At 63.0% G+C, this 25,295-nt stretch carries 25 protein-coding genes and 1 pseudogene; 16 read left to right on the top strand and 10 right to left on the bottom strand.

Annotated features, from left to right (window positions below; translation table 11 throughout):
- Positions 1-8 precede the first annotated feature (8 nt).
- The 6 genes from RKE25_RS20035 to umuD all read right to left on the bottom strand — a co-directional run bounded on the left by RKE25_RS20035 (position 9) and on the right by umuD (position 8,448).
- Positions 9-278, bottom strand: coding sequence for a hypothetical protein (locus RKE25_RS20035; RefSeq protein ID WP_311839843.1), 270 nt, complete (start codon positions 276-278; stop codon positions 9-11).
- An 802-nt stretch (positions 279-1,080) separates the two neighbouring features.
- Positions 1,081-2,067 carry a sigma-54 dependent transcriptional regulator gene (locus RKE25_RS20030; protein ID WP_311839842.1) on the bottom strand — a complete coding sequence of 329 codons (987 nt, stop codon included), beginning with the start codon at positions 2,065-2,067 and terminating at the stop codon, positions 1,081-1,083.
- 398 nt (positions 2,068-2,465) lie between these two features.
- Positions 2,466-5,561, bottom strand: coding sequence for an error-prone DNA polymerase (locus RKE25_RS20025; RefSeq protein WP_311839841.1), 3,096 nt, complete (start codon positions 5,559-5,561; stop codon positions 2,466-2,468).
- Positions 5,558-6,967, bottom strand: coding sequence for a DNA polymerase Y family protein (locus RKE25_RS20020; RefSeq protein WP_311839840.1), 1,410 nt, complete (start codon positions 6,965-6,967; stop codon positions 5,558-5,560). Before RKE25_RS20020 ends, RKE25_RS20025 begins: the two co-directional genes overlap by 4 nt.
- Before the next feature lie 4 nt (positions 6,968-6,971).
- Positions 6,972-7,604 carry a translesion DNA synthesis-associated protein ImuA gene (imuA, locus tag RKE25_RS20015; RefSeq protein WP_311839839.1) on the bottom strand — a complete coding sequence of 211 codons (633 nt, stop codon included), beginning with the start codon at positions 7,602-7,604 and terminating at the stop codon, positions 6,972-6,974.
- 274 nt (positions 7,605-7,878) lie between these two features.
- On the bottom strand, positions 7,879-8,448 hold the full coding sequence (gene umuD / locus RKE25_RS20010) for a translesion error-prone DNA polymerase V autoproteolytic subunit (protein ID WP_311839838.1): 570 nt from the start codon (positions 8,446-8,448) through the stop codon (positions 7,879-7,881).
- Between the two features lie 164 nt (positions 8,449-8,612).
- Here umuD and RKE25_RS20005 point away from each other — a divergent pair, with 164 nt between their 5' ends.
- Positions 8,613-9,995, top strand: coding sequence for a serine hydrolase domain-containing protein (locus RKE25_RS20005; protein ID WP_311839837.1), 1,383 nt, complete (start codon positions 8,613-8,615; stop codon positions 9,993-9,995).
- Positions 9,996-10,013: 18 nt separating this feature from the next.
- Here the strand turns inward: RKE25_RS20005 and RKE25_RS20000 are convergent, their stop codons facing one another.
- Entirely contained in the window at positions 10,014-10,421 is a 408-nt protein-coding gene (locus tag RKE25_RS20000; protein ID WP_311839836.1) for a RidA family protein, read from the bottom strand.
- On the opposite strand from RKE25_RS20000, the pseudogene RKE25_RS19995 reads away from it, so the two are divergent.
- The 3 genes and pseudogenes from RKE25_RS19995 to RKE25_RS19985 all read left to right on the top strand — a co-directional run.
- Positions 10,420-11,046, top strand: a pseudogene (locus tag RKE25_RS19995) (LysR family transcriptional regulator); the annotation flags it as partial. The gene RKE25_RS20000 and the pseudogene RKE25_RS19995 sit on opposite strands and share 2 nt — an antisense overlap.
- Before the next feature lie 115 nt (positions 11,047-11,161).
- A complete protein-coding gene (locus tag RKE25_RS19990) occupies positions 11,162-11,455 on the top strand; it encodes a LysR substrate-binding domain-containing protein (RefSeq protein WP_311842446.1) in 294 nt (97 codons plus the stop codon).
- A 63-nt stretch (positions 11,456-11,518) separates the two neighbouring features.
- Positions 11,519-11,734 carry a DUF3820 family protein gene (locus tag RKE25_RS19985; protein ID WP_311839835.1) on the top strand — a complete coding sequence of 72 codons (216 nt, stop codon included), beginning with the start codon at positions 11,519-11,521 and terminating at the stop codon, positions 11,732-11,734.
- A gap of 42 nt (positions 11,735-11,776) precedes the next feature.
- Here RKE25_RS19985 and RKE25_RS19980 read toward each other — a convergent pair whose 3' ends face one another.
- Positions 11,777-13,105, bottom strand: coding sequence for a hypothetical protein (locus RKE25_RS19980; protein ID WP_311839834.1), 1,329 nt, complete (start codon positions 13,103-13,105; stop codon positions 11,777-11,779).
- A 751-nt stretch (positions 13,106-13,856) separates the two neighbouring features.
- On the opposite strand from RKE25_RS19980, the gene RKE25_RS19975 reads away from it, so the two are divergent.
- The 6 genes from RKE25_RS19975 (at position 13,857) to RKE25_RS19950 (ending at position 18,987) form a co-directional block, all read left to right on the top strand.
- Positions 13,857-14,159: a hypothetical protein gene (locus tag RKE25_RS19975; protein WP_311839833.1), complete on the top strand. Its 303-nt coding sequence runs from the start codon at positions 13,857-13,859 to the stop codon at positions 14,157-14,159.
- 582 nt (positions 14,160-14,741) lie between these two features.
- Positions 14,742-15,113 (top strand): hypothetical protein, encoded by a 372-nt coding sequence (locus RKE25_RS19970; RefSeq protein ID WP_311839832.1) that lies wholly within the window; start codon positions 14,742-14,744, stop codon positions 15,111-15,113.
- Positions 15,114-16,327: 1,214 nt separating this feature from the next.
- A complete protein-coding gene (locus tag RKE25_RS19965; protein ID WP_311839831.1) occupies positions 16,328-16,669 on the top strand; it encodes a hypothetical protein in 342 nt (113 codons plus the stop codon).
- Between the two features lie 81 nt (positions 16,670-16,750).
- The gene (locus RKE25_RS19960; RefSeq protein WP_311839830.1) at positions 16,751-16,996 is read left to right on the top strand and encodes a hypothetical protein; all 246 of its coding nucleotides are present in this window, start codon (positions 16,751-16,753) and stop codon (positions 16,994-16,996) included.
- A gap of 100 nt (positions 16,997-17,096) precedes the next feature.
- Positions 17,097-18,620, top strand: a complete 1,524-nt coding sequence (locus RKE25_RS19955) for a P-loop NTPase fold protein (RefSeq protein ID WP_311839829.1) — start codon at positions 17,097-17,099, stop codon at positions 18,618-18,620.
- 142 nt (positions 18,621-18,762) lie between these two features.
- Positions 18,763-18,987, top strand: a complete 225-nt coding sequence (locus RKE25_RS19950) for a hypothetical protein (RefSeq protein WP_311839828.1) — start codon at positions 18,763-18,765, stop codon at positions 18,985-18,987.
- A gap of 228 nt (positions 18,988-19,215) precedes the next feature.
- Here the strand turns inward: RKE25_RS19950 and RKE25_RS19945 are convergent, their stop codons facing one another.
- On the bottom strand, positions 19,216-19,773 hold the full coding sequence (locus RKE25_RS19945; protein ID WP_311839827.1) for a lysozyme inhibitor LprI family protein: 558 nt from the start codon (positions 19,771-19,773) through the stop codon (positions 19,216-19,218).
- A 360-nt stretch (positions 19,774-20,133) separates the two neighbouring features.
- On the opposite strand from RKE25_RS19945, the gene RKE25_RS19940 reads away from it, so the two are divergent.
- From RKE25_RS19940 to RKE25_RS19925, 4 genes are all read left to right on the top strand, one after another.
- Positions 20,134-20,682 carry a dihydrofolate reductase family protein gene (locus RKE25_RS19940; protein WP_311839826.1) on the top strand — a complete coding sequence of 183 codons (549 nt, stop codon included), beginning with the start codon at positions 20,134-20,136 and terminating at the stop codon, positions 20,680-20,682.
- Between the two features lie 170 nt (positions 20,683-20,852).
- On the top strand, positions 20,853-21,218 hold the full coding sequence (locus RKE25_RS19935; RefSeq protein ID WP_311839825.1) for a hypothetical protein: 366 nt from the start codon (positions 20,853-20,855) through the stop codon (positions 21,216-21,218).
- A gap of 546 nt (positions 21,219-21,764) precedes the next feature.
- Positions 21,765-22,241, top strand: coding sequence for a DUF6869 domain-containing protein (locus RKE25_RS19930; RefSeq protein WP_311839824.1), 477 nt, complete (start codon positions 21,765-21,767; stop codon positions 22,239-22,241).
- 270 nt (positions 22,242-22,511) lie between these two features.
- On the top strand, positions 22,512-22,925 hold the full coding sequence (locus RKE25_RS19925) for a hypothetical protein (RefSeq protein WP_311839823.1): 414 nt from the start codon (positions 22,512-22,514) through the stop codon (positions 22,923-22,925).
- 109 nt (positions 22,926-23,034) lie between these two features.
- Here RKE25_RS19925 and RKE25_RS19920 read toward each other — a convergent pair whose 3' ends face one another.
- Complete coding sequence (locus tag RKE25_RS19920) at positions 23,035-23,922, bottom strand: alpha/beta hydrolase (RefSeq protein WP_311839822.1); 888 nt, start codon at positions 23,920-23,922, stop codon at positions 23,035-23,037.
- 363 nt (positions 23,923-24,285) lie between these two features.
- On the opposite strand from RKE25_RS19920, the gene RKE25_RS19915 reads away from it, so the two are divergent.
- Both RKE25_RS19915 and RKE25_RS19910 read left to right on the top strand, forming a co-directional pair.
- A complete protein-coding gene (locus RKE25_RS19915; RefSeq protein ID WP_311839821.1) occupies positions 24,286-24,681 on the top strand; it encodes a hypothetical protein in 396 nt (131 codons plus the stop codon).
- Between the two features lie 152 nt (positions 24,682-24,833).
- Positions 24,834-25,190, top strand: coding sequence for a DUF1428 domain-containing protein (locus RKE25_RS19910; RefSeq protein WP_311839820.1), 357 nt, complete (start codon positions 24,834-24,836; stop codon positions 25,188-25,190).
- Positions 25,191-25,295: the final 105 nt, after the last annotated feature.

Here is a 25,295-nt window from a genome sequence, read left to right as displayed (position 1 = left end):
GCCCGCGGCTACGAGGCGCGCGGTGACGGATGGTTGGCTAGCGCGTACAGCACGGTGCCGCCGGGCAGCGCGTGACGGCAGAGCCGTCCCTCCGCCACCAGCGCTTCGAGCGCGGCCTCGATGCGCTGCCGCGCGGTATCGAGGCGTTGCCGCGGAAGCCACCAGTTGACGATGCCGTCGAGCGTGTCGGCGGCTTCCGGATGCCGATGCAGATAGGCGAGCACCGAGGTCTGCACCTCGATCCGCCGATCCGCATCGCTGGTAAGCCGGTGGTCCATGCCGCACCTCTCATATGCGCCAGGGGACAGGAGCAATCGGCGTGCCAAGGCGGTGGCGCTGATGGAATGGCGCAGTGGTGCGGGTTTCGGTGATTCGCTTGTGTGCGGTGTGGGTCGGTGCGAACCCATGTCATGGGATGGGCTGGGTGGTGGAGTACCCGGCGCGAAAGGAGAGAAGAGCGACGTCGATGACAGGAGCGAAGAAGAGCGCGATAGGCGGTGCGATGGCGGGGTGTTGCATCTCGCTCCGTAGGGCCCCTCACCCCGGCCCTCTCCCCGGAGGGGAGAGGGGGTTGGCGGTGCGGTGCTAGTGGAGTCCTTCTCCCCTGCGGGGAGAAGGTGCCGGCAGGCGGATGAGGGGGGCCTACGGAGCGATGAAGCGGCAGTGGTCCGATCCGACGATGTTGAGCGTCGGAAAGGCAGGAAGGGAACGTTGATGACGAGGGAAGGGATAAGAGCGAGATAGGCGCCACAGTGGCGGGATGCCGCATCTCGCTCCGTAGGGCCCCTCACCCCGGCCCTCTCCCCGGAGGGGAGAGGGGGATGGCAGTGCGGTGCTAGTGGAGTCCTTCTCCCCTGCGGGGAGAAGGTGCCGGTAGGCGGATGAGGGGGACTACGGAGCGATGAAGCGGCAGTGGTCCGATCTGACGATGTTGAGCGTCGGAAAGGCAGGAAGGGAACGTTGATGACGAGGAGAGGGATAAGAGCGAGATAGGCGCCGCGGTGGCGGGATGCTGCATCTCGCTTCGTAGGTCCCCTCACCCCGGCCCTCTCCCCGGAGGGGAGAGGGAGAACGTGAAGTTCACGACGTCCGGAACTGCTTCGTCTCGATGCCGTGCTTCTTCAGTAGCTTGCCCAGCTGACGGCGTTCCGTGCCGGAGAGGCGGGCGGCGGCGGTGACGTTGCCGCAGGCGCGTTGCATGAGCTGCAGCAGATAGCGGTGTTCGAACACTTCGATCGCGCGGCTCTTGGCCTGCGCGAAGCACAGTTCGGCGGTGGTGGCCGCGCGTTCGAACTGGTGGTGCGATGGCACGAGGGACGGTTCGGCCGTGGCCAGGTCGGCCAGGCCGATCACGTCGCCGTCGGCGCGCATGTACGCGCGCAGCGTGACGTTTTCCAGTTCTCGCACGTTGCCCGGCCAGGCGTGTGCGCCGAGTGCGCACAGCGCATCCGCGCCCCAGCGCTTGGCCGGCCCGCCCATGCGCTGGGCGACGGCGTCGAGAAAATGTTCGGCCAGCAGCGCGACGTCGCCCTCGCGATCGCGCAGCGGCGGCAGGCGCACATGCAAGGCATTGAGCCGGTATTGCAGGTCGCGGCGGAAACGGCCGGCGGCCACTGCCTGATCGAGGCAGGCATTGGTGGCGGCGATGACGCGCGCATCCGAGGTGAGCACCGCGCCGCCGCCGACCGGGCGGTATTCGTTGTCCTGCAGGAAGCGCAGCAGCGTGACCTGCGCCTTGGCCGAAAGCGAATCCACTTCGTCGAGGAACAGCGTGCCGCCACGGGCGTGGTCGACCAGGCCGGGCTGGGCGTTGCGGGCATCGGTGAAAGCGCCGCGTTGATGGCCGAACAGCTCGTTCTCGATCAGCCCATCCTGGATCGCGCCGCAGTTGACGGGAACGAAGGGGCGATCCCGCCGCGGGCTGGCGTAGTGAATTTCGCGCGCGGCCAGTTCCTTGCCGGTGCCGGTTTCGCCTTCGATCAGCACCAGCGCATCGCAGTGCGCATAGCGCTGCAACTGCGCGCGCGCAGCGCGATAAGCGGAAGATTGGCCAAGCATGTGGGGCATCGTCCCTTCCCGAGTCGAGCGGCAGCGCTCCTGATTCGCCGTTGCCGGTCCCCGCGAAAGCGTGTTCCTCGCGCGCTGCCGGACGGCAGGCGGGCTCTTCGCGGTCGGACGGCAGCGGGAGTATGCGTAGCCGTCGCCGCATGGCCCATAGGCTTGAAGTTGTAGGGATTGGCTGATGGACACGCGCCTTCGCACACGTGGACGAGGCGACAGCGCTTTCGGCTGGAGGCACTTGCCGGAAGGTATAGCGATGCATTTTGTGAGCACGGTCACGGCGAACTGCGGCGCAGCCGGCGCATCGCGTGCACGCTGCGTGAAAGCGGGATGACACCGGGTTTACATGCACGTGCGCCGGCCGCGGAGCCATCGGCCGAAAGACTTACGTCGCGCTTGCGCGATCAGTGGAAGTCGCGCGAGCGCGCGTCGAGCGCGCCGAGCATCGGGCTCAGGTCCAGCAAGCGGCGGGCGATCAGGTGATGGACGCCGTCCACGGTTTCCCAACGGCCTTCCACGCCGAGCAGGCGCGATTCCAGATAAGGGCGATGCTGCCGTTCGGCGACCTGGCGCCACACCACGACATTGACCGGGCCGTGTTCGTCTTCGAGCGTGATGAAGGTGACGCCGCTGGCGGTCTGCGGCTGCTGGCGCTGGGTGACCAGGCCGGCGATGCGCGCCGGCGCCTCGTGCGGCAACTGGCCGAGCTGCTTCGAATCCAGGAAGTGCTTCGCGCGCAGTTGCGCGCGCAACAGACGCAACGGATGCGGGCCGAGGCTCAGGCCCGTATGCGCGTAATCGGCGAGCAGGTTCTCCGCCTGCGTGGGCGGCGGCAGCACGACGTTCTCTTCGGCGGGACTCGCGCGGCCGAACAGCGGCAACTGCGCCTCCACGCCGCTGACCGCCCATTTCGCGCGGTGGCGATGGCCGGCCAGCCCGCGCAGCGCACCGGCATCGGCCAGCAGGTCCTGGTGGCGTCGGTCCAGGTTGGCGCGCGTGCAGAGGTCGACGATGTCGGCGAACGGGGCACGCCCGCGCGCCTGCGACAGGCGCTTCGCCACGGCCTCCGAACAGCCGCGCACCTGGCGCAGGCCCAGGCGTAGCGCGAAGCCTCCGCCGCTGCGCGTATCGCGTTCTAGCGTGCAGTCCCAGTCGCTGTAGCGCACGTCCGCCGGCCGCACGGCCACATGATGGCGCCGCGCGTCCTGCACGATCTGGCTGGCACTGTAGAAGCCCATCGGCTGCGCGTTGAGCAGCGCGCAGGCGAAGGCGGCGGGGTGGTGGCATTTGAGCCAGGCGCTGACGTAGGCCACCTTGGCGAAGCCGGCGGCGTGGCTTTCGGGGAAGCCGTAGCTGCCGAAGCCTTTGATCTGTTCGAAGATCTGGTGGGCGAAGGTTTCGGTGTAGCCGTTCTTCTGCATGCCTTCGAAGAGACGGTCGCGATGTTTTTCCATACCGCCGTGGCGCTTCCATGCGGCCATGGCGCGACGAAGGTCATCGGCTTCCGCGCCGCTGTAGCCGGCGGCGACCATGGCGATCTGCATCACTTGTTCTTGGAACAGCGGAACGCCCTTGGTGCGCTCCAAGACGGTTTTCAGCGCATCCGATGGATAGGTAACCTCCTCTTCCCCGCGTCGCCGCCGCAGATAGGGATGCACCATGTCACCCTGAATCGGGCCAGGGCGCACGATGGCCACCTGGATCACCAGGTCGTAGTAATCCTTCGGCCGCAGGCGCGGCAGCATCGACATCTGCGCGCGGCTTTCGATCTGGAACACGCCGATGGTATCGGCCTGCTGGATCATCGCGTACGTGGCGTCATCACCATGCGGAATCGACGCCATCGTGTGCGACACGCCTTCATGCTGCTGCATCAAGTCCAGGCATTTGCGCACGCAAGTGAGCATGCCCAACGCCAGACAATCCACCTTCAGCAGGTTCATCCGGTCCAGGTCGTCCTTGTCCCACTGGATGATGGTGCGGTCGACCATGGCCGCGTTCTCCACCGGCACCAGCTCCGACAAGGGCGCATCGGAGATCACGAAGCCGCCGACGTGCTGCGAGAGGTGGCGCGGGAAATCCAGCAGTTCGTATGTCAGCGCCAGCACGCGCTTGAGCAGCGGGCTTTCCGGATCGAGGCCGGCCTCGCGCAGGTGCTGGTTCATCGAGCCGCCGTTGCGCCAGGCGAACACGTCGCTCAGTGTCGCCACCTGGTCGGTGGACAGCCCCAGCGCCTTGCCCACGTCGCGTGCGGCGCTGCGCCCGCGATAGCTGATCACCGTGGCGGCCAGCGCGGTGCGTTCGCGGCCGTACTTGCGGTAGATGTACTGGATGACCTCCTCGCGCCGCTCGTGCTCGAAATCGATGTCGATGTCGGGCGGCTCCGGGCGGCCGAACTTGCTGTCCTTGCGGCTTTCCGACATGAAGCGCTCGGTGAGCAGGTTGGCTTCGTCCGGGCTGACGCTGGTGACGCCGAGCGCGTAGCACACCACGGAGTTGGCGGCCGAGCCGCGGCCCTGGCAGAGGATGCCTTCGCCGCGCGCGTAGCGGACGATGTCTTCGACCGTGAGGAAGTAGTGCTCGTACTCCAGCTGCTCGACGAGTGCGAGCTCCTTCTCGATCTTCGCCCGGTTCTCCGCGCTGATGCCGTTCGGCCAGCGTTCGCGGATGCCCTTCTCGGTGAGCTCTCGCAACCACGAGGTGGCGGTGTATCCCGCCGGCACCAGCTCGGCCGGATAGCGGTAGCGCAACTGGTCCATCGTGAACTGGCAGCGGTCCGCGATGCGCACGGTTGCTTCCAGCAAGTGCGCCGGATAGATCTCCGCCAACACCTCGCGCGTGCGCAGATGCCGCTCGCCGTTCTTGAACAGCACGGCGCCGGCTTGCGCCACGGTGAGGCCGTGGCGGATCGCGGTGAGCGTGTCTTGCAGCGCGCGGCGGCCGCGCGCGTGCATGTGCACGTCGCCGGCGGCGACGGTGGGAATGGCAAGGTCGGCGGCGAGGCTTTCGAGTTGGTGAAGGCGCGCGGCGTCGTCCGGGCCGCGATGCAATTCGATCGCCAGCCACAGGCGCTGCGCGAAGCGTTCCGCTAGCCAGCGGCCATCGTCGGCATTCGGCGCCGCCTCTGGCAGCCACAGCGCGAGTGTGCCGGGCAGGCCATCGGCGAGGTCGGCGCGGGTGAGGTGATATGTGCCCTTGGCCGAGGCGCGGCGGCCGCGCGTGATGAGTCCGCACAGCGAGGCATAGCCCTCGCGCGTCTCGCACAGCAGGACGAAGCGCAGGCCGTCGTCCAGCTTGAATTCCGCGCCGACGATTAGCTTCAGGCCCGTTTCCAGCGAGGCCTCGTATGCGCGCACGATGCCGGCGAGCGAGCATTCGTCGGTGATGGCCAGCGCCTTGTATCCGCACGCCTTCGCCCGCTCGAACAGTTCGGCCGCGCTGGATGCTCCGCGCTGGAACGAGAAGTTCGACAGGCAATGCAGCTCGGCGTAGTCGTTCATGCGAACCACCCGTGCAGCATCCACGGCCCTTGCTCGCCGATCCCGCAGAACACCCAGGCGCGCTGGCCTTGCGCGGTTTCCACCACGTAGTAGTCGCGGCGCAGGTCGCCGTCCCACCAGCCGGTCTCCAGGCGCTCGGGGCCGGCGAGGATGCGCGGCGGCGGGCCGCGCAGCGGGATGGGCGTGTCGAGCAGCCAGGTGGGGCGCGGCAGCGGCGCGGGCGTGCCGACGAATTCGGCGTGCATGTCGCGCGTCTGCGCATGCTCCGGGCGCGGATCGGTGCTGGCGCGCAGCTGATGGATGGCGCTGTCGCCCAGCCGCGCGCGCAGGCGTTCGCGCAGCTGGTCCAGCGGCAGCGCGTTCGCCGGGCGCGTGTCGAACAGATCGCGCCCGGCCGGCACGAACGGCGGCAGTTCGTGCGCAACCAGCCGCATCGCCACCACCGGTTGCGGCAGTGTGGTGCGGTCCAGCCGGCCGCGCGCGTGTTCGAACAGCATGGCGGCGTCGCGCTCCGGCGCGAGCAGGCCGATGCTTACGTCGGTGGAGCTGCCGTCGCGGTGGACCAGCCGCACCATGAAGCGCTGCACGCCGCCGTCGCGTCCGGCCAGGTAAGCAGCGAGATCGCCCGCGAGGCGGCGCAGCGGAAACACCAGCGCTTCGACGTGCTCGATCTCGTGCGTCCATTCCATGCCCAGGTCCAAGCGGTCCGGCGGGCGATAGAACGGCAGCACTTCCTGATGGGCGCCGGTGAGGTAATCCAGATGCTCGATCAGTTCCTCGCCGAAGCGGCGGCGCAGACCATCGCGCGGCGCGGACAGCACCTGGCCCAGCGTGCGCAAGCCCATGCCGGCGAGGCTCTCAGCAGCGTCGTCGGGCAGGCGCGCCTTGTTCACGGGAATCGGGCGCAGTGCGCCGAGCAACGTGTCCGGGGTGGTCACCGCCAGACCGTCGTGCACGCCGGCCAGCACGTGGGCGCCGCGCGCGGTGGGCGCCAGCGCGATGCGGTGGCGGAAACCCAGCTCGGTGAGGTCGTAGCGCAGCTTGCGCTCGAATTCCGGCCACGGCCCGAACAGGCCCAGGCTCTTGCTGATTTCCAGCACGATGGCGCGCGGCCATAGCGCCACCTCGGCGCTGTAGCGATAAGCCCAGGCGGCGAGCAGGCGATGCCAGCGCTCGGCCGCGGCCGGGTCGTATTCGACGGACTCGAAGCGCGCCAGCAGCGCCTGCGCGGCGGCCAGGCGCTGGCCCGGCCGCAAGCCGGCGGCGCGCGCGCTGGCGTTCACCGCATAGAGGCTGCGCGCCTGCGCGTGGCCGGTGACCAGCGCCAGCGGTTCGTCCGAAGGCGGGCGCCGGCGCAGCACGCCGTCCAGCGCCAGATGCGGAAGGAGAATGCAGGCCCACAGCATGGCCTCACCGCGCGCCGTCAGCAGGGAAGGGAATGGGCAGAGCGGGCGGCTGCCCACCGCGGCATTTGCGGATGCGCAGCTGGCGCGCCGGCGCGGTTTCCACTTCCAGGCGCAACGCGGCCGGTGATGCCTGCGCGGCATGGCGGCGATCGCGGAACAGGAAGCCGAGCGCGCGTCCGCCATCCGCGGCCACTTGCAGGCGGCGCAGCGCGCGATCGTCGGCCTCGCGCGGCCACGCCAGCACGGCGGCGCAGCTGGCCGAGCGCAGGCATTGCTCGGCAGCCCACAGCGCATCGCGCGGCGTGACGGTCTGCACGATCTCCACGCGCGACATGGCCACGCCGCGGTTTTCCCAGCCGGCGACGCAGGGCGCGTACGGCGGCGCGATCACCGCGACGATGCCGCCGGCACGCGTCAGCCGCGCCAGCGTCGGCAGCACCAATTGCAGTTCGCCCACGCCATCGGCGGGCAGCAGGATTTCGCTCAAGGCGTGCTCTGGCCAGCCGCCCGCGGGCAGTGCGGCGTCCAGCGCCTCCCAGCCGGTGGGTTGATTGCCGGGCGCTGTCGCGGGCTGGGCGCGGCCGTGCCAGACCTGGCGGCCGGCGAACAGCGCATCGAGGGCGACGACCTGGCCCATGGCGCCTTAGAGCCTGGTCATGGTCTTCCCGTGCCCCGCGCCGGGATCGGTTTGCGCGCAGGGCAAGGAAGAGCGAAGGAGTGTACGTCCGTACACGACTGAGCGATGACGCGGCCCTGGGCGCAAACCGATCCGGCCCGGAGGGTTGTCGCTGAGCGGCCGCCATGCGGCAGCGCGCGGCTTGGCCTGGCAGCCAGCCAGGCCGACGCCACGCACTACCACCTGGCGGCCGCTCAACGACAACGCGGGGTACGGGAAGACCATGACCAGGCTCTCAGCGCAGGTTGCGCAGGCAGCGGGTGACGACGCCCCACAGCTCCAGTGTTTCGCCCTCCTTAAACACGATGGGCTTGAAGTGCGCGTTCTCCGGCAGCAGGGCGACCTTGCCGTCCACCTTGCCCAGCCGCTTGATCGACAACTCGCCGTTGACGATCGCCACCACGATGTCGCCCTGGCGGGCCTTGAGCGCGCGGTCCACCAGCACCTCGTCGCCGTCGAAGATGCCCGCGCCGATCATCGACCAGCCGGACACGCGCACGATGAAGGTGCTCGGCTCGTGCCCTTCGATAACGAGATGGCGGTTGAGATCGACCACGTCTTCGACGTCGTCGTCCGCCGGGCTGGGCAGGCCCGCGGGCACGCGGCTGCTGAAGGCGGTGAGCGCTACCGTCGAGGGCAGCAGCGAGAGCGGCCGAGGCGCCTCCAGCGACGTGCCCTGGCGGTACGCCTCCAGATACGCCAGCACCGTCGGCACCTGGCTTTCCGGCACGCGCAGGCGCTGGGTGGGTTCGCTGGCGGGGCGGCCGGCGCCGGGACGGGCACCGCCGTGTGGAGGGGGCGACATGACTGGGTGTCTTGAATAGCGGGACGGTATTCAAGATAGCACCGGAAGGGTCTCAATGGATGAGATACCGGCCGGATCGCAGCATGACGGAAGGGACAGGGCCGCCGCCAGGGGCCCGGCTAAGCTCGCCGGAACGCGGTTCGCCGCCGGCCGGGAGAAGGAACGTGGGTTTCCGCAGTGGCCTGATCCTGTGCGCCTGGCTGGCCTCGACGGCCGTGGCCTCTGCCGCGCCGCAGCCGGAGGCCGCCGTCGCCGGCCAGCTCCAGACCGTATTGGAACGTTCGGTCGCCGCCGACGGCCCCGGCGCCGTGGTGCTGGTGGCCAAGGGCGACAAGGTGCTGTTCCGGGGCGCGCGCGGACAGGCGCAGATCGAGCTGGGCGTGCCGCTCGCTGCCGACCAGGTGTTCCGCATCGCTTCCATCACCAAGATCTTCACCGCCGCGACGGTGCTGAAGCTCGCCGAGCAGGGGCGGCTTTCGATCGACGACACGCTGGGCAAGTACCTGCCCGACGTTCCCGGCGCTGACCGCATCGCCTTGCGCCAACTGCTGAACCACACGGCGGGCGTGTCGGACACCGCCAAGCCCGCGCAACCGGGTTTCCTGCGACGCGACGTCGACACGGCCACGCAAGTGGCCGAGATCGCCAAGCGCCCGCCCGATTTCGAGCCCGGCACGCGCTGGTCGTATTCCAATGCTGGCTACATCCTGCTCGGCGCGGTCATCGAAAAGGTGACCGGGCAGCGGTGGCATGAAGCCATGCGCACGCTGCTGCTGGAACCGGCAGGGCTGACGGCCATCCGCTATGGCGACAACGCCGCGCTGATCCCCGGCCGCGTCGCGGGCTACACCACTGACAACCCCGCGCACCGCGTGGAGAACGCGCCCTTCATCAGTTCGAGCGTGCCTGCCGCGGCGGGTGGACTGGTCGCCACGGCCGACGAGCTCATGCGCTGGATGCGCGCGCTCGCTAACGGCCGCGTGATCAGCCCGCGCAGCTTCCGCGCGATGGCGACGCCGGCACCGGCCTTGCCCGGCATGTCGCCGACGCGGCGCTATGGGCTGGGCCTTTATGTGTGGCGTGTGCGAGGCAGCGATATGGTCGGCCACACTGGCCAGATCAACGGCTTCGCCTCCGCCGTCGGCTATCTGCCCAAGGAAGACATCACCGTCGTCGTCCTCGCCAACGACGACGAGTTCGATGCGCGCACCATGGCCCGTCGCCTCGCCGCCATTGCCCTTGGCCAGCCCTACGCGGACCCGGTGCCCGTGACGCCAACCGCCGAAAACCTGGCCGCACTGGCGGGGAACTACCGCATCGATGCGCAGACTGTCGAAACCCTGTCGGTGAAAGATGGCCGTCTCTTCGCGCAGCGCAGCCACCACAACCTCGTGCCCCTGCAGATGACCGCGGATGGACGCTTGTACTTCGTACCGGACGAACTCAGCTACTTCGCACCTGTGCGCGATGCGGCGGGCAAGGTCGTCCGCCTCGACTACTTCGAAGGCGGCGACGCGCCGGCGCAGCCGATGCCGCGGATGGAGTGAGGCGGGGAGGATCCACGCTCAGGACTGGCCCGCCGCTTCCGGCAGCTTCGCGATCACCTTGATCTCGAATTGGAAGCCATAAAGCCAGGTCACGCCCACGGCGGTCAGCGTGGGGTGCGGCGCCTGGCCCCAGTAGTCCGGCACCACGCGCCAGATCCGCTCGAAGTTCGACGCAGGATCGACCATGAACACCGTGACGTCGATGACATCCTCGAACGTGCAGCCCGCCGCGGCGAGCGTGGCATTCAGATGGTCGAAGGCCAGGCGCACCTGCTGCTCCAGGTCCGGTTCCGGCGAACCATTCTCGCGGCTGCCGACCTGCCCCGAGACGAACAGAAAACCGTTCGAGCGGATGGCGGGCGAATAGCGGTTGCGCTCGTAGAGCGCGCGGCGATGCGGAGGGAAAACCACGTCACGTGCCGTCATGAAAATCTCCATCGATGAAAGTCGAAGACGAGACGGTAATCTAGGCAGCGACCGAGTCCGGATAAACGGGCGCGTGGCGGGAACACTGTTTGTAGAATCCAAACAGTCCCGGCGCGTGGGAGGAGTGATGGATCGGTTCGAGGCGATGCAGGCGTTCGTGCGGGTCGTGGAAACCGGCAGCTTCACCAAGGCGGCCGAGACGCTCGGCCTGAGCAAGACCAGCGTGACCCAACTCGTGCAGCAACTGGAAGCGCATCTGCGCGTCCGGCTGCTCAATCGCACCACGCGCCAGGTCAACGCCACCGCCGACGGCATGGCTTATTACGAGCGGGCGGTGCGGTTGCTCGCCGACATGGACGATGCCGAGACCAGCCTCTCCGCGGCGTCGACCTCGCCCCGCGGGCGCCTGCGAGTGGACGTGCCCAGCCCGGTGGCGCGCCTGATCCTGATCCCCGCCTTGCCCGCGTTCCACGCCCGCTATCCCGACATCCAGCTCGACCTGGGCGTGAGCGATCGCCGGGTGGACCTGATCGGGGAGAACGTGGACTGCGTGGTGCGCGGCGGCGAACTTGCCAACCTGTCGTTGCAGGCACGCCACCTGGGCGACTTGCCGCTGGGCGTGTACGCGGCGCCCGGCTATCTGGCGCGGGAAGGACGCCCTGCGCACCCGCGCGAGCTGGAAGACACGCATCACCGGACCGTCGGCTTCCTCGGCGCGCGCGCCGGCAAGGCGGTGCCTTATGTCATGCGGCGCGGGCAGGAAAGCCTTCGCGTGCGTCGACGACGGCAACGCCTATCTGGAAGCCGGATTGGTCGGCCTGGGCGTCCTGTGGCTGCCGCAATACCTGGCCAGGGCGCACGTGGAGCGGGGAGAGTTGCAGCGCTTGTTCGAGGGCTGGCACCTGGACCCGATGCCGCTCTACCTGGCGTTCCCGCCGAACCGGCATGTCAGCGCAAAGTTGCGCGTGTTCATCGACTGGATCGTCGAGCTGATGGCGCCGTTCGCGCCGGCTTCTCACCGGCATGGCCGGTGAGTGGTGGGAGCCTGTAGCCTTGGACGGATGCCCGGCGTCGGGCATGACGGCGATCGAAGCCTTATGAAACCCGAAGACCTGCAACGCCTCGTCACCACCATCATGCCCTACGGCAAGTATCAGGGCCGCCTCATCGCCGACTTTCCCGGCGCCTATCTCGCCTGGTATGCCCGCAAGGGCTTTCCGAAGGGCGATCTCGGCAACCTGCTCGCGCTGGCGTTGGAGATCGATCACAACGGCTTGAAGCGGTTGCTCGATCCGCTCAGGAAGCGGCCGTAAGCCAGTGCGAAGAACAGCGGCTCTGGCTGGCCAGTGCTTGGGTTATCTTCTCCGCGCGTAGGCAACGCACCGCATCAAGAGCAGCGCGAACAACAGCGCGATGAAGGCTGCATACGCATATTGCCCGCGCGCCACGCCGACACCGTAAGGGAACCAGATGCCCGGGACGCCTAGGGCATTGACCTCCGTCGCGAACAAGCCGATGCCAACCAGTAGTGCGGTGAGTGCGCCCAGCCAAGCAGACGGCTTGGCGAGACGGAGCGCCCCCAACCCGATGATCCATAGATAGAGAACGGCAAACGCCACGCGAGCGCCCGAGACGACGACATCGGCGGCTGGCTTGATGCCATGGAGCGCTTCCGGTGCGAACCACGGGCGGCCGATCAGCGCGAACGTCACGTAGATCACCGTCAGCGCCGAGATGGCGTTACGCAGCCAGGGGCGCTTACGTAGGCGGAACCAGTCCCGCCACGCCAGTGCCCATGCAGCGAGGTTGAGCGGACGGAGGACCACGGTGACGGCGATGTCGTACCAGCGCAGACTCCACCCATCCGTCCAGTAGAACAACACTTGGTTGACGCGCAGCAGCGCGAGCAAGACGAGGGCGATCGCCAACCAGCGGTAGGCGTCGCTGGTGCGGCAGGCGATCAGCGCCACCACCATGAGCGCGAGCAGGACAAACGCGAACGGCTCGGCCGCATCCACCACGTAGCCGGTGAAGGTCTTCAGCCATTGCGATTGGTGCAGCAGGTCGATGCTGTCCGCGTGGCCGATGTTCGGCGCGACGTGGATGCCGCCGTTGTCCTCGCCGGCATCGATAGGATCCATCCAGACGCGGAAGGCGATGACGTAGGTTTGCGGGCCGGTCGACGTGGATGCCGGCAGCGTGTAGACCGTCGGCCTCACGCCGTACACCGTGGGTGTGGCGCCGGAGAAATCACCCGTGCCGCCGAGCAACTTTCCGTTGACGTAGAGCTGGTACGTGGAATCGACCAGCGTCGGGCCTGCCAAGGCGAGCGGCGTGTGGCCGTCGCTATCGACGGTTACCTTGAGGCGATACCACGCATAGCCCATGTAGCCCGCATGGCCTCGACGACTCCAGCCGGAGACGTAGCCCGGCAAGCCGACGTCGCCGTCGTGCGCGCCCGGCGCGGGCGTGAGGTCGACGGTTTCCCAAGTACTGTCGTCGAAGTCCGGCGAAGACCAGCGGGGATCGTCGCCAATCTGGAATTGCCAGGGGCCATTCAATGGCGCGGTGGAATCGCCAAGGGTGATGTGCGCAGTGGGCGCGGGCTCGGCGAAAGCCGATCGACTTCCCATCAGGAAAGTCGTCAGCAGGCAAAGAAAAACCAGAAGCCCCGAACGCTGCATGGCGCTGCTCCCCTTGGGATATCCCGTGAGTCTATGCGGCATGGAGGGTGCGGACATAGGACGGAAGGCATGGGTTATCGACCGAGCGTGGCGCTTGGATGGCCGAGTCGGCGTGTCGGGACCATGCGCATCAGGTCGTCAGATAAGCGGATCGCGAGCGTGGGCGTACAGGAAGTCGAGCACGAGATGCGACGAAGCCGTGAGACAAATGCGCAATGCACATCTCGCATGCACATCGTCGGCGCGCACCTACAGACAACGAAAAATGATTTTGTTAGTGTCGATGGCGTTGCCCGCGGAGTGGTGATGCGCGTCGCGGACAACCATGGCAGCAATGCTGTGAGAAGCGCGGGCCAAGGGTGCTGGTAACACCCCTGACCCGCTGACCATAACCAACTTCGTAGGAGTTGATCATGGCTAAGCCAGATCATACGGTACTTGCACGCCCGCCGATCCCCTCGGCGACATCCTCACCGCCAATCCGGGCCGTCTGCATCCCTCGCAGGCACGGTTGAAGAACCGCGGCCCTGGTGGTTTTCGTTGGAAGAATCCTAGCCGTGCAACTCGGCGCGTCGCCTTGCGCGACGGCGGAATCTACTGACGCCGCATTCCACTTCTCAATCAAGCCGCCCGGTGTCCAGCCATGGACCACCGGTGAAACCTCGAGTCCGTGTGATCGCGGCACGCCGAGCGATTGGCGGCGTGCCGTTTTCGGAACGAGGGAGCGGCGACTTATGACAAGGAGTTACCGATGAACGTTTTTGGCGAGCCCTGGACCACGCGGCACACGAACTACTTCTCTGATCCGGATGCGGGGCCGGAAGCGCTATTGAACGATGCCACGGAATGGTTGCAGTACGCGCGCAGCAATCTTCAGACGCTGACGGAGCTAGTCAATGAGCGTGGCGTTCCAGATGTGCGGCGCTTGACGGTGATATTGGACGGGATTGGGGCATTTATGGAGATGGGGACGCGGTGCGCGGCGCAGGCGCATTTGAGGATGCAGTGGGGGAAGGTGCGGGAGAAGGTGGGGCGCGTGGCGGCGGTAACGTAAGCGGAGCGCACAATATCCGGGAATATGCACGCGGAGCGGCGGAAGCCGGCCTTGCCACTTTCGCCCCTCTTCCCCGGCATGGTTTTTTGGAGGGGGCGATCCAATGATGGACTGGATCGGTAAAGGCGCATAAGCCTTCTACAGCAATAGGTTAGGGATTCCATTTCTCCCCGTGTTGCACGCTCGTTACTCCAAGGCCCTGCTGCAGAGCGGCAGAGCCTTGCCGCGCCTACGGCGAATCGGCAAGCTCGGGATGTCCGCTCTCGACCCGAAGCGGACCTAAGACTGTCAGCGACGAAGGGAGATTGTGATGATTTCGGAGCGGCTAGCAGAAGCTGGATACAAGCTAGTGTTGGAAATTCGGGAAGGACGCTGGGATCACGTTTCCGATCCGAACGAGAAGCCGGCTACGGCCTATGTGCCGCTGATTAGTGAGCTCAAGAGGCGCTGCCCTGGCTACTGCGATGACGAGTACAGCCGTGCTATAGCGGACGGATTATTTAATAGCAGGTAGGGTCCGCTTTCGACCCAATGCAGACATGCCGGGAATTGGTTACTGAGTCGCCATAGCGAGGAAGAGCTTTGAGTCCCATCGACGAGTTCAAGGAACGCTTGCTTGAGGCAGAGCACGTCCTCGACACGGAGTTCTCATTCGATCTGGCCGAACCGAACTATGTTCGTTGCTTAGAGGTCATCGCTGGCAATCCATCGCACAGGGTCGAGTTTGCCAAGGCGCTGACGGGCCTATTCGACGGCAAACTCATTAGTGATGAGCCGGTCGCTTTCCTCATGCACGCGCTGAGGTGGCCCGATGTCCGTTCGTGGGCGGTTGAGTCGCTGCGGACGATGGCCAGCCCCGAGATACATGGGCGTCCTTATGAAAAGATCATCAAGGCATACGAGCCAGACTGGGAGAATCGGGAGTTCTACCGGTCATTCCAGGGCGCTCATTAAGATAAAGGCGACTGCCCGCTTCCGACCCAAAGCGGACCTAATGGCGCCGATTCGAGATCGTTTTCTTTTGGGAGGGAATCATGGAGAGCTCGTTCTCTGCGAACGGAACGTTCGATGAGGCAGCAAGGTGTCACTTTCATATCGACATCTATGCGCCAAAGGGCCTCAGGGGCATCGAGCCTTATTTGTCCGATTGCTTATTTCAGCTTGAACCGTGGGTGTCAGGTTTCAACGGTCAAGTGATACTTCGCTATGTAGGCGCCGGCGACGTGGACTTCGAAATGAATCCGTCGACGCGCGAAACAATGTATGCATCAGGATCAATAGGCACTGGTTGGTCGGAGGCGTGGCGGTTGCTAGAGTCACTTTCAGTGGCGATTTACCGCGCAGGATTCCCCCACCGAATCGGGGCTGATGACCCAGCTACTGAAAGAACGTTCTGGCTGACATACATGTACACGGATAGCGGTCACGTACAACTATGATTTATTCCATATCACTCGAGCTGTGAGCGAATAAAAGTTTCACCCAACTGGCGGCTGTTGGAGCAGACGAAGCAATACCTGCAAGGTAGGTCCGCTTCCGACCCGGAGCGGACCTTTTACAAAGGGGGAATATGAGCGTTGCCTGCCCATGCTGTGGCCATCTCACGATGCCGGACGATGGCTCGTTCCCTGGCTCGTTCGTGATCTGCCCTGTTTGCTTTTGGGAGGATGACGACGTGCAGTTGGCCGACCCTGACTTTGCCGGAGGAGCGAATCGCCCGAGCTTGAATCAGGCACGGGCCAACTACCGCACGTTTGGGGCCAAGGATGATCGGACGAGGTCCGTTCGCCCGTCGAAAAATAGTGAGTTGTCGTCGACTAATGACGACACAGCTTAGAATGAATTGTTAGGTCTGCTTCCGACCCGAAGCTGACGTAAGATAGTTGCAGGGGAATGGACTCAGTGACCGATTCATCAATTACGAAGGAAGACGTGGCCGGGCGGCCGCGCGTGGACAAGCTTGTGCTCACTAAGCCGCGTGAAGCACTAAAAGTTGCGCGTTCCATTCGTCAGCGTTATCGCTGGAGCGGAGCCAACGGTTGGCAGAACGGAAACATTGCAATGTTTTGGCAAAGTTCCTCTTCGTGGGGAAGATCTACGAATAGAGCTTGTTACGTCCGCTTCCGACCCACAGCAGACAAGTCATTTATCAAGTCGAGGGAGGCCCTATGGATCGCGTTGGGCTTATCACGGAACTGTTGTGCTGCGAACGACCCGTATCGGACGTTGTCGCCGACTTGGCAGCCTATGGCTGGGATAGTGATGCGCCGCTCGCTGAATTGAAGCCGTCGCACGTCCAGCACGCGATACATCGCTACGTACAGGCGGAGTTGTCCGCTACGCAGCTCGAGGAATGGGCCAACGCCATCGAGTGCCGAGATGACATTGCCTACGAACCGAGCTCCGTAGAAGGCGAGGTCATTTTCGAGTTGGCGAATCCCGAGCTGACCATGCCATTTAGTGCATCGCGGGCCGAGGAGCTTTTGCGGCTGTTGTTGGCTGACGGCTAAGGTCTGCTTCCGACCCGAAGCGGACATCGTTCAGAAGAAGGATTGAGACTGGGGGAATCGATGCTTAGCGCCCAGGACATCTTGGACGAGTACAAGTCCGGCTTGTACACCGAGGGTGAGACGATCGCGCGTTCGATTGACGCGTTAGCGGGTAGTGCCCAGCGGGACCAGCTTTGGGAGTCGCTGCCGGAGTGGATAAGGCAACGGATCGATAAGGTTCTGGACCGATTCTCGGCGGGCGATGAGGTCGTGACCTTTGGTCATGTTGACCCGACGGTCGCGCGCGAAGAGCTGTTGGAAATGAAGCGCTGGCGCGGACGTTCCTGACACCGACATGTCCGCTTACGACCCATAGCAGACATTGCGCAACGCCGTAGGCGCAGCTGGCTGATATAAGCCAATTTTCAGCTCGGAATAGGGGTTCTGGATGAGCCGTGCAGCACTAAACCATTGGAATGGCGACGCTTTCAATCGAAAGCCAGTCGCCGATTACTTGACTCAATCCCTCACTTCTCAATCTCGAAAACGAAGTGGTCAAGGAAAAGGTCTAACGGTCGCTCTCGATGCGGCGTGGGGAGCGGGGAAGACGTTCTTCGTCAAGAACTGGAGTGACGATCTGAGGCTACTAGGTCATCCCGTGGTGTATTTCGACGCCTGGGAAAATGATATTGGCGACGAAGCGTCTGTTGCGCTTATGGCTGCGGTCGTCGAGGCAATGCACGCTTGGCAGAAGGCTAACCTTCCGAGAAATGCGAAACTGCGCAAACAGGCGTCAGGGTTACTAGCAGAGTCCAAGAAGAACTTACGGCGGGCATTGGTGCCTGCCAGCAAAGTGCTTCTAAGCGGTGTTCTTCAAAAAGCTATTGGTGTTGGTTTTGAAGAGCTCAGTGACGCTATGTCGAAGAGCGATTCACCTGAAGACCCATGGGGGCGTGCAACTAAGGCGGCGGACGAGATTCTAGATAAGTTGTTCCAAGAAAATCTGGTTAGCCATCAGTCGCGAAAGGATGAGTTAGCCGCATTTCGGAAGGCTGTCCATGATCATCTCCTGCTGGTCAAAGAGCGCTCGTCGAAAGAATCCACCCTTCCAATGTTTATCTTCGTCGACGAGCTGGATCGCTGTCGTCCATCCTATGCTGTGAAGCTGCTAGAGGAAGTTAAGCACATCTTTGGTGTGGTTGATGTGGTCTACGTTATCTCAACAAACTTGCATCAGCTGCAGAACTCAGTTCGCTCGCTCTACGGGGCTGAGTTTGACGGTGCAGGCTATCTTCGCCGCCTATTCGACCGTGAGTACGTTCTGCCCGAAACCGACGGTAAGACGTTCGCCGCTACTTTGTTTGACGGGAACGGCCCTATCACGCTCGCATCCACGTACTCGGGATTGCCCCAACACGGCAGATATGACAGCGGTTACACGCATAGCTGGAGCATGATCGTCTCCGCGTTTGGGCTAGATCTGCGATCCCAGCATCAGTTGGTTCCCCTTGTTGAAGAGGTGGCAGCGGCACTAGATGATGGCGGCCATATCCACGCTCTATGGCTATTTTTCTTGTGTGCTGCGTTTCAAAGGAACAGGCCGTTTTTTGAGGTTTGTGCTGGACGGGAACTCGATGCGCCAGACTTTGAAGATAGATGTAGGAAGGTGTTCATCAAGAATCCAAAGATCGATTCTTCGCACAGGGGGCGCAGTTCGGTCAGTAGGAGCTTTTCACTATCGGAGGTGCTAAGCCACTATTACGAGTTCTCGTCTTATGACGAGAATGCAGCACGAGATATGTTGGATCAAACGCCTCGTAACGAATATCCGTACTCAATCCTTACTAAGGTCATGCAACCACTTGGGCAGCAGTGGGATATGTCTCGTCCTCGACCTATGCCGATTGCGGCCTATGTATCTCTTGTAAGGAGTGCCGGTTTCGTGCTGCGAGGTGAAGAGGATGCGGATTAATGCGAGGCTGCCCCGATAAGGGGCCGGGTGTAGTTAAGCGTGCAAGTCCGAAGACTGGTGCGGTCGTCCTTAGAAGCGACCCGGACCCTTTCGAGGCTTTTCAGTGTCGTAATGCGCTATTCGCCCGCTGCTGCGACTGTTCTTGCTGCGCGCTCTGCTGCCGCTGAGCCTGCTCTTGGTGTTCCTGGAATTGCTGCATGGCTTGCTGCCATTGCGCGCCACTCTGTTCCATAGGCGTATTCAATGCTTCTACCGTATTGACGTTGCAGAGGCGGTCATAGAAGTGGTCACGGATGCCTGCTGGGCGCTGGGCTCCCCACAGAGCACTAGCATCCTCACTCAAGGCGATTTGGTCGATTCGCTGTAGGCCTTCGGTACGAGCCTGAATTGTCAGAGCGGAAGCTAGCTGGTCGCTACGATGGTCCGGCGCGCGGCCGTTCTGCTGATCAAGCTGGTAAACGAGTTCGCGTGTCCTGAGGTAGAACGTATGGTCAGGATGTGCAGGATCGTCCAGTCGCTCAGGACACCGCAGCGATGGCGTGGCTGTGCCGGTATGTGCTGCCTGGGCCTGTGGCTGAACGCGGTCCCGTGCAAATTACGGCTGATGATTCGCTACGTAGCTGTTGCGCCAATCCTCGATTTCCTGAGCACGAATGGCCGTTTTTTCCATCTGGCAGATGGACAACGTACTTGGCCCACGGGTCGATCCGAACCGGTCCGCCCTGGCCGCGCAGTCTTTCTGATAGAAAGCCAGCCAAGCCCGCTGCGCGGCCTGGATGTCCTTGATGGAATCTTTTCCCTCTACGGCGGTGATGGACTCAAGCAACGCCTTGTAGGCCTTGTTAAGTCGCGCATCTTGGAACTGGAACTCGGTGTCGGCGCAGTCGCCCTTTAGCCCCGCTTGTCCTTGCGCTGCTTGGATGCACGCGTCATAGCTTGGCCGTATGCCGTAATACCGCAGCGATATGTAGGAGAGCCGCTCTGCGCCGGGCATGATGCCGATACCGTTGATGGTCTCGCCATGGCTCGACTTGGTTGCCTCAGCGCTCGTGGTGGACGGCTTAGCGGGCGTTTGTGGCGTCGCGCCGATGTCGCCAATAAACAGAGTTAAATTGAGGAGTGCTGCTATCAATGCGCTTGCTGATCGGTCCATAAAATCGTCCTCCCCGTTGATCGACGTGATGGTCTGCTGGATGAAAGCAAGGCCGCGAACGATAGCACTCAGGATGGCGCAAGTGAGGCGACAGTTTTTCGAACACGTTATGTAGGTTATCCCCTACAAAAAGGTGAGTTTGGATGGATGATGCTTTCGCGCTTGCGTAAACGAAGAAGGGCGGCCTCTCGGACGCCCTTCGAGTCAAACACGTACTCTAGATCGCGTACATCGTGGCGAACGCGGTTGCGCTAAAGGGAACGTAACCCGTTAGCTGCGTCAAGCACTGGGTGCTAACTCACCCTCATCCCCTTGTCATTGAATCGATAGGAGACCCAAATGTCGGCGTCGGTACTATTCATGTCCATGTCACTCGACGGGTACATCGCTGGTCCCAATGACGAACCAGGCAACCCCGGCGGCGACGGTTTCGACCGGCTGCACGAGTGGTATGGGGACTTCTCCCGGCCATCGGGGGCGGTCGCACAACTGTGGGACGAGTGGAACTCGCCGGGCGCGATTCTGGCTGGGCGGCGTACCGTGGAGCAGATCGACCACTGGGGTGGCGACAATCACGGTGTCCCCATCATCGTGCCAAGCCACCGACCGCCGGGGCCCTCGGTGGCGAACTATCCGCTGGTGAAGTACGTGCTCGGCGGGATTGAGAGCGCGATGGCGCAGGCCAAGGCCGCCGCCGGGGATCGTGACGTGCTGGTGCTTGGCGCGTACACGGCGCAACGAGCGCTAGAGGCTGGTGTGCTGGACGAGTTGCAGATCCACCAGATCCCGGTGTTGTTCGGCGGCGGCCGCCGGCTGTTCGAAGTGCTTCCGTCGCGCGTCGAATTGGAGATTGCTCGGGTGATCGATACGCCGGATGCCACACACATCCGCTATCGTGTTCGTCGCTGAGCGGTGACGCCTAAGAACTAGAGCGAATTGCCGCCCGCTTTTAGCCATCCGTGAAATCAAGGGTGGTCCAGCTGCGTCAACTCATCACACGAGGCTTCTTTGAAGTGCCCGTGGTGACGGGATAGAACCTAAGGGACTTCGTTCGCGTGCGTATCTTACGGATATCAACTATGCGCAATATCGCTATCGCCTTTGCTCTGGCGCTTCTCAGTTCGTATGGCCTTACTAGCGAATCGTTGACGGGTATTGATCGCGCCAAGCAGCTTGGTGGCCAATATGCGATTGGCAAAGAGGCATGCAGCGTCCCCGCGGAGCAGCTTGCAGCATTCAAGCAGCTGGCGGACGAAGAATTGCATGGAGACGCTGCGCTTATCGCAGCCTACAAACAAAGCGCGAAGGACGTCAGCGCCGCTATTCGCAACGACGCCCGTTGGCAGGCATCCACGGATAACGACATGACGTGCGTGCCGACGCGCCTGCTCTTTGCCCAGATCATGTTGAAGTGGAAAAGGCGGGCCGATGGCGGAGGCAAGTAGCCTGACGATTGAGCTGAGACATGCTCTTGGCGTGGCGACACCACTCGGCTGAGAAACTACGCAACGTTCGCCTTCGATCCAAAGCAGGCATTGAAAGGGGGCAGGGATGGTTCGCATTGACGTCAGCATTTTTTGCGCGGGTGAATCCTATGGTCACGCCAATGGCGACATCGACATTGCCGTTCCCAGCGGACCAGGGGCGTGTATCGACTTGTCGGGCATTGCCGCGAGCGCTCCGCCGGCTGGCTTCTCCGGTCAGCTTGTAGTCGATTCTGTCCTCTCCCTTGATGGAGGCATAAGCTCATACGCCTGCGGGGATGTGTGCGTGGCGTCGAAGGCTGAAGCGGAGCTTGTCGGCAGGTGGCTGGATGAGTTACCTGGGCTGTCTGTTTGGCCCAACGATTTGGACGATCCTCTGTTCGATGGTTCCAGATAAGTATGAAGAACGGGATGGAGTCGCTTTAGAACCGACTTCAAGAACAAGGTCAGGTTGGCTTTCAGATCCCCCGAAACTAAACCGGACCCCGTTTCGACGGCTTCCGACCTGTGGCAGACATCGCCTACGAAACGCGTGATTCGAGACCTCTTACCAACGGATTGCTTGATATGGACTCTTCGCAGGCACCTCTCGTATCGGCTTGGCTAGCGCTTCAGCATGCGCCCCAAGGATCTGCTGACTACGAATCGCTCTTTTGGGCATTCGAAGAGGTCTGTGAGCTATGTAGAAGCTCACCAGACGAGGCATGGTCGTTTATCGGCGCCGCCTGGCTCGCCGATCAGTCCAAGGTGGTCGCTGAGAACCTCTCAGCAGGTCCCTTGGAAGATCTATTGGCGAATTACGGAGAGTCCGTGATTGATCGGGTCGAGGCTGAGGCAAGTGCAAACCCAACATTCGCCTTTCTGCTGGGTGGCGTGTGGCGAAATGAGATAAAGGAAGCCGTGTGGACGCGGGTGGTTGCTGCTCGTGACCGTCGAGGCTGGGATGGAATCCCGTTTTCTTCGGGTGATATCGAATCCAACTAAGGTCTGCTTTTGACCCGAAGTGGACGCCTCACGGCTAGCGCTATAAGAGCGAGGATGCCTTCAGTGTCGACACCTCAGCACTCACGTTTAATCAATGCAGCGGCCAAAGTAGTGCTTCGTCCTCTTGGTTGCGTCCAAAAGGGCCGATCTAGAATCTGGCTTGATGACCAAGCTTGGTGGTTCGGGGTTGTCGAATTTCAGCCGTCTTCCTGGGCGAAGGGAAGCTATCTGAACGTTGGAGCGTGCTGGCTTTGGTATGAGAAGGACTTCTTGTCATTTGATGCCGGATCTAGGGTTGAGGGCTTCCATCAGTTCACCGGTGATGAAGCGTTTGCGCTCGTCGCAGAAAAGCTGGCGGAGCGGGCGAGACATGAGGTAATGGCCCTGCGCAAGCGCTTTCCATCGCCTTCGCATGTGCAGGCCTGGATCGCCGCCAAGCCCCGGACCTCGATTTGGGATCATTACCATTTAGCCGTGTCGGCCGGACTCGCCGGCGCAATAGAACGGAGCAAGCGATCGTTTGCTGATGTGATCTCTGATCCAGAGGAGAGGCCGTGGGCTACGGAAATCAGGCGGCGATCTGCCGAGTTCATGCGCTGCCTAGAACTTGGCACTGGATTTGAGGCTGAAGTCATGGACACAGTTAAACGTGCAAGAGCCTCGCTGGGGCTCTCGACTCTTTAAAACAGAACGCGGCGCCTTCGATTAAGGGCGGAACGCCGTCGTGACGCATCGCGTCTCCTTATCACTGAATCGACATCGCTGGTCCCAGCGACGGGCCAAGTCAAGATGCTTAATCATGCTCTTGAAGGTGAGACAAGAGTCTGCGTCCGACGACATCTGCCGCTTCGCGTGTCGGGAAATGGCCGATGCCGTCCAGCACGATGCGCTGGTAGCCGCGGCTGAACCATTTCTCTTGGCCTTCGGAGCTTGACGCCAGGACGGTGCCGTCGGTTGCCCCCTGGACCATGAGCGTGGGCACGTCGAGCTGTTCCACTGAAGCCACCCGACGCGAGAGTTCGGCGTAGCGCGCATCCCGCTCCTCGTCGTCTCGCCAGCGGCTGCGATAGCCGTTCAAGGTAATGGCGAGCCAATCCGGGTTTTCGAAGCTCCGCGCCGTGGCTTTGAATTCGGCCTCGTCGAACCACCCGGGTGGACTCCAAGTTTCCCACTGCATTTTTGCGAATGCGTTGGGATCCTTCGCCACAGCTTCAGCCCCCTTATCGACCGACATGAACCACTGATACCACCACGCCCGGGATTGCTGAAATGCCGGAACAACGAAAGCGCCGCGCGGCGCATAGGCCAAGGAAATCGCGGCGATCGAGAGGAGGCGATGGGGGATCAACGCGGCAAGCGCATACGCGACGCGTGCTCCCCAGTCATGTCCGATCACGGAGAAGCGCTCGATGTTCAAGCTATCCATAAGGTCAATCGCATCTTGCGCCAGCGCCTCGGTTCGACCATCGCGCAGGGTCGCCTCCGAAAGAAAGCGGGTCGGCCCACATCCTCTGAGCCAAGGTGCGATCCACCGACAACCGCCGCTTTCAAGTACCGGCGTGATGCGCCGCCAGCTACGGACGTCGTCAGGCCATCCGTGCAACAGCAACACCGTTGAGGCAGACGGATCGCCTCCGGTCTCGTAGTGGATTTCGAGGAGGTCTGTCCTGGCGGAGGGCATGATGAAGAACTCGAGGATCTGCGTTCAATCAGCATTAGCGTCGACACGCCGCTATCTTGAAGACCGCATCGGCAAAGATCATGGCGCTTCGCGCAGAACGACATGAGCGACGCCGGACAACAGGTGGCCTTATGGCCTGACTATTATGTTGCTTGCAAGCAAGATAAGTTCGATCACCTGAACCTTTTGGCGATCAGGCCGCTGTCGGTGTCTTCGTGGTCTGCGGGCGTGGGGCGTTTAACGCCGCGCTTCCTTATTGCTTGCGTCCCCTTATAGCGCCCGTTTTCAAGATCCGCTTTCGGCTGCGGACACTTGGACACTGGCATGGCACCATGCTCTCGCCTAAGGATTCGAGGGGATTCTGTGAACGATAGATCGTCCAAGCGACCCCAGTTCAGCCCGCAGGCATTACTCGGGTTTGTCGTGATCTGCATCACGCTCGGGTTCTGTGTTGCTTTTGCATCACCAAGCCTGGACCGGGTCCGCGCCTATCTCTATCTCGGTCTTTACGGGCTTGTGGCATTGAATGCCGCCGTCACCTGGGCGGTAGCCATTGATCAAGGGCTTCTCCTTCGCCAGAAGGTCGGACAAGCATTGGTCGTCTGGCTTCTTCCTGTCCTGGGCGGCTTGGTCATCGGCATTTTCATGTGGACTCAACGTGGTTCGGCGCCGCCGACTGGTTACCCAAGTGATTCCGACCGCGGGCCAAGGGATGTCTATATGGGCTCTCATCCTCCTGGGCCGCCTGGCGGATGCTGAGTCGATAAGGCGCCCACGAATTTCTGCAAAGCGCTTGTCTGCTTTCGACCCAAAGCGGACTCGGCAGAACTCCCATGTCGATTCCGCGGGCCCTCGTTCGTCGCCTACGTGAAGGCGGCCATCCCGGCCGCCGTGTCCCCAAGGAGATAGCCATGTCCTATATCGACGGCTTCGTGATCGCCGTACCCAACGCCAACCGCGACAAGTTCATCCAGCACGCCCGTACCTTCGATGCCATCTTCGTGGAGTACGGTGCCATCCGGGTGGTGGAGTGCTGGGGCGACGACGTGCCCGACGGTAAGGTCACCGATTTCCGCCGTGCCGTGCAGGCGACGCAGGACGAGACCGTGGTGTTCTCCTGGGTGGAATGGCCCGACAAGGCCACCCGCAATGCGGGCATGGAGAAATTCATGAAGGATCCGCGCATGGAAGCCGCCGCCGATTGTCCTTTCGATGGGAAGCGGATGATCTTTGGCGGGTTCGAGGCGGTGGTGAGTTTGCCTGGATAGGAGGCTCTGATCCGCGTGCTCTGGGCAAGGATGGGGCGCCCGTTAGCTATCTAGAGGAACGGGCGAAAAGGGGTGTGGGGGGCTTCCAGTCTCTCGCCCCCTTTT

Origin of the sequence: Dyella sp. BiH032 (genome assembly GCF_031954525.1) — a bacterium.
In the GTDB taxonomy this organism is placed as follows: Bacteria; Pseudomonadota; Gammaproteobacteria; order Xanthomonadales; family Rhodanobacteraceae; genus Dyella_D.
Note: the sequence above shows the minus strand (reverse complement) of the source record. Positions and strands in the feature narration are given on the sequence as shown.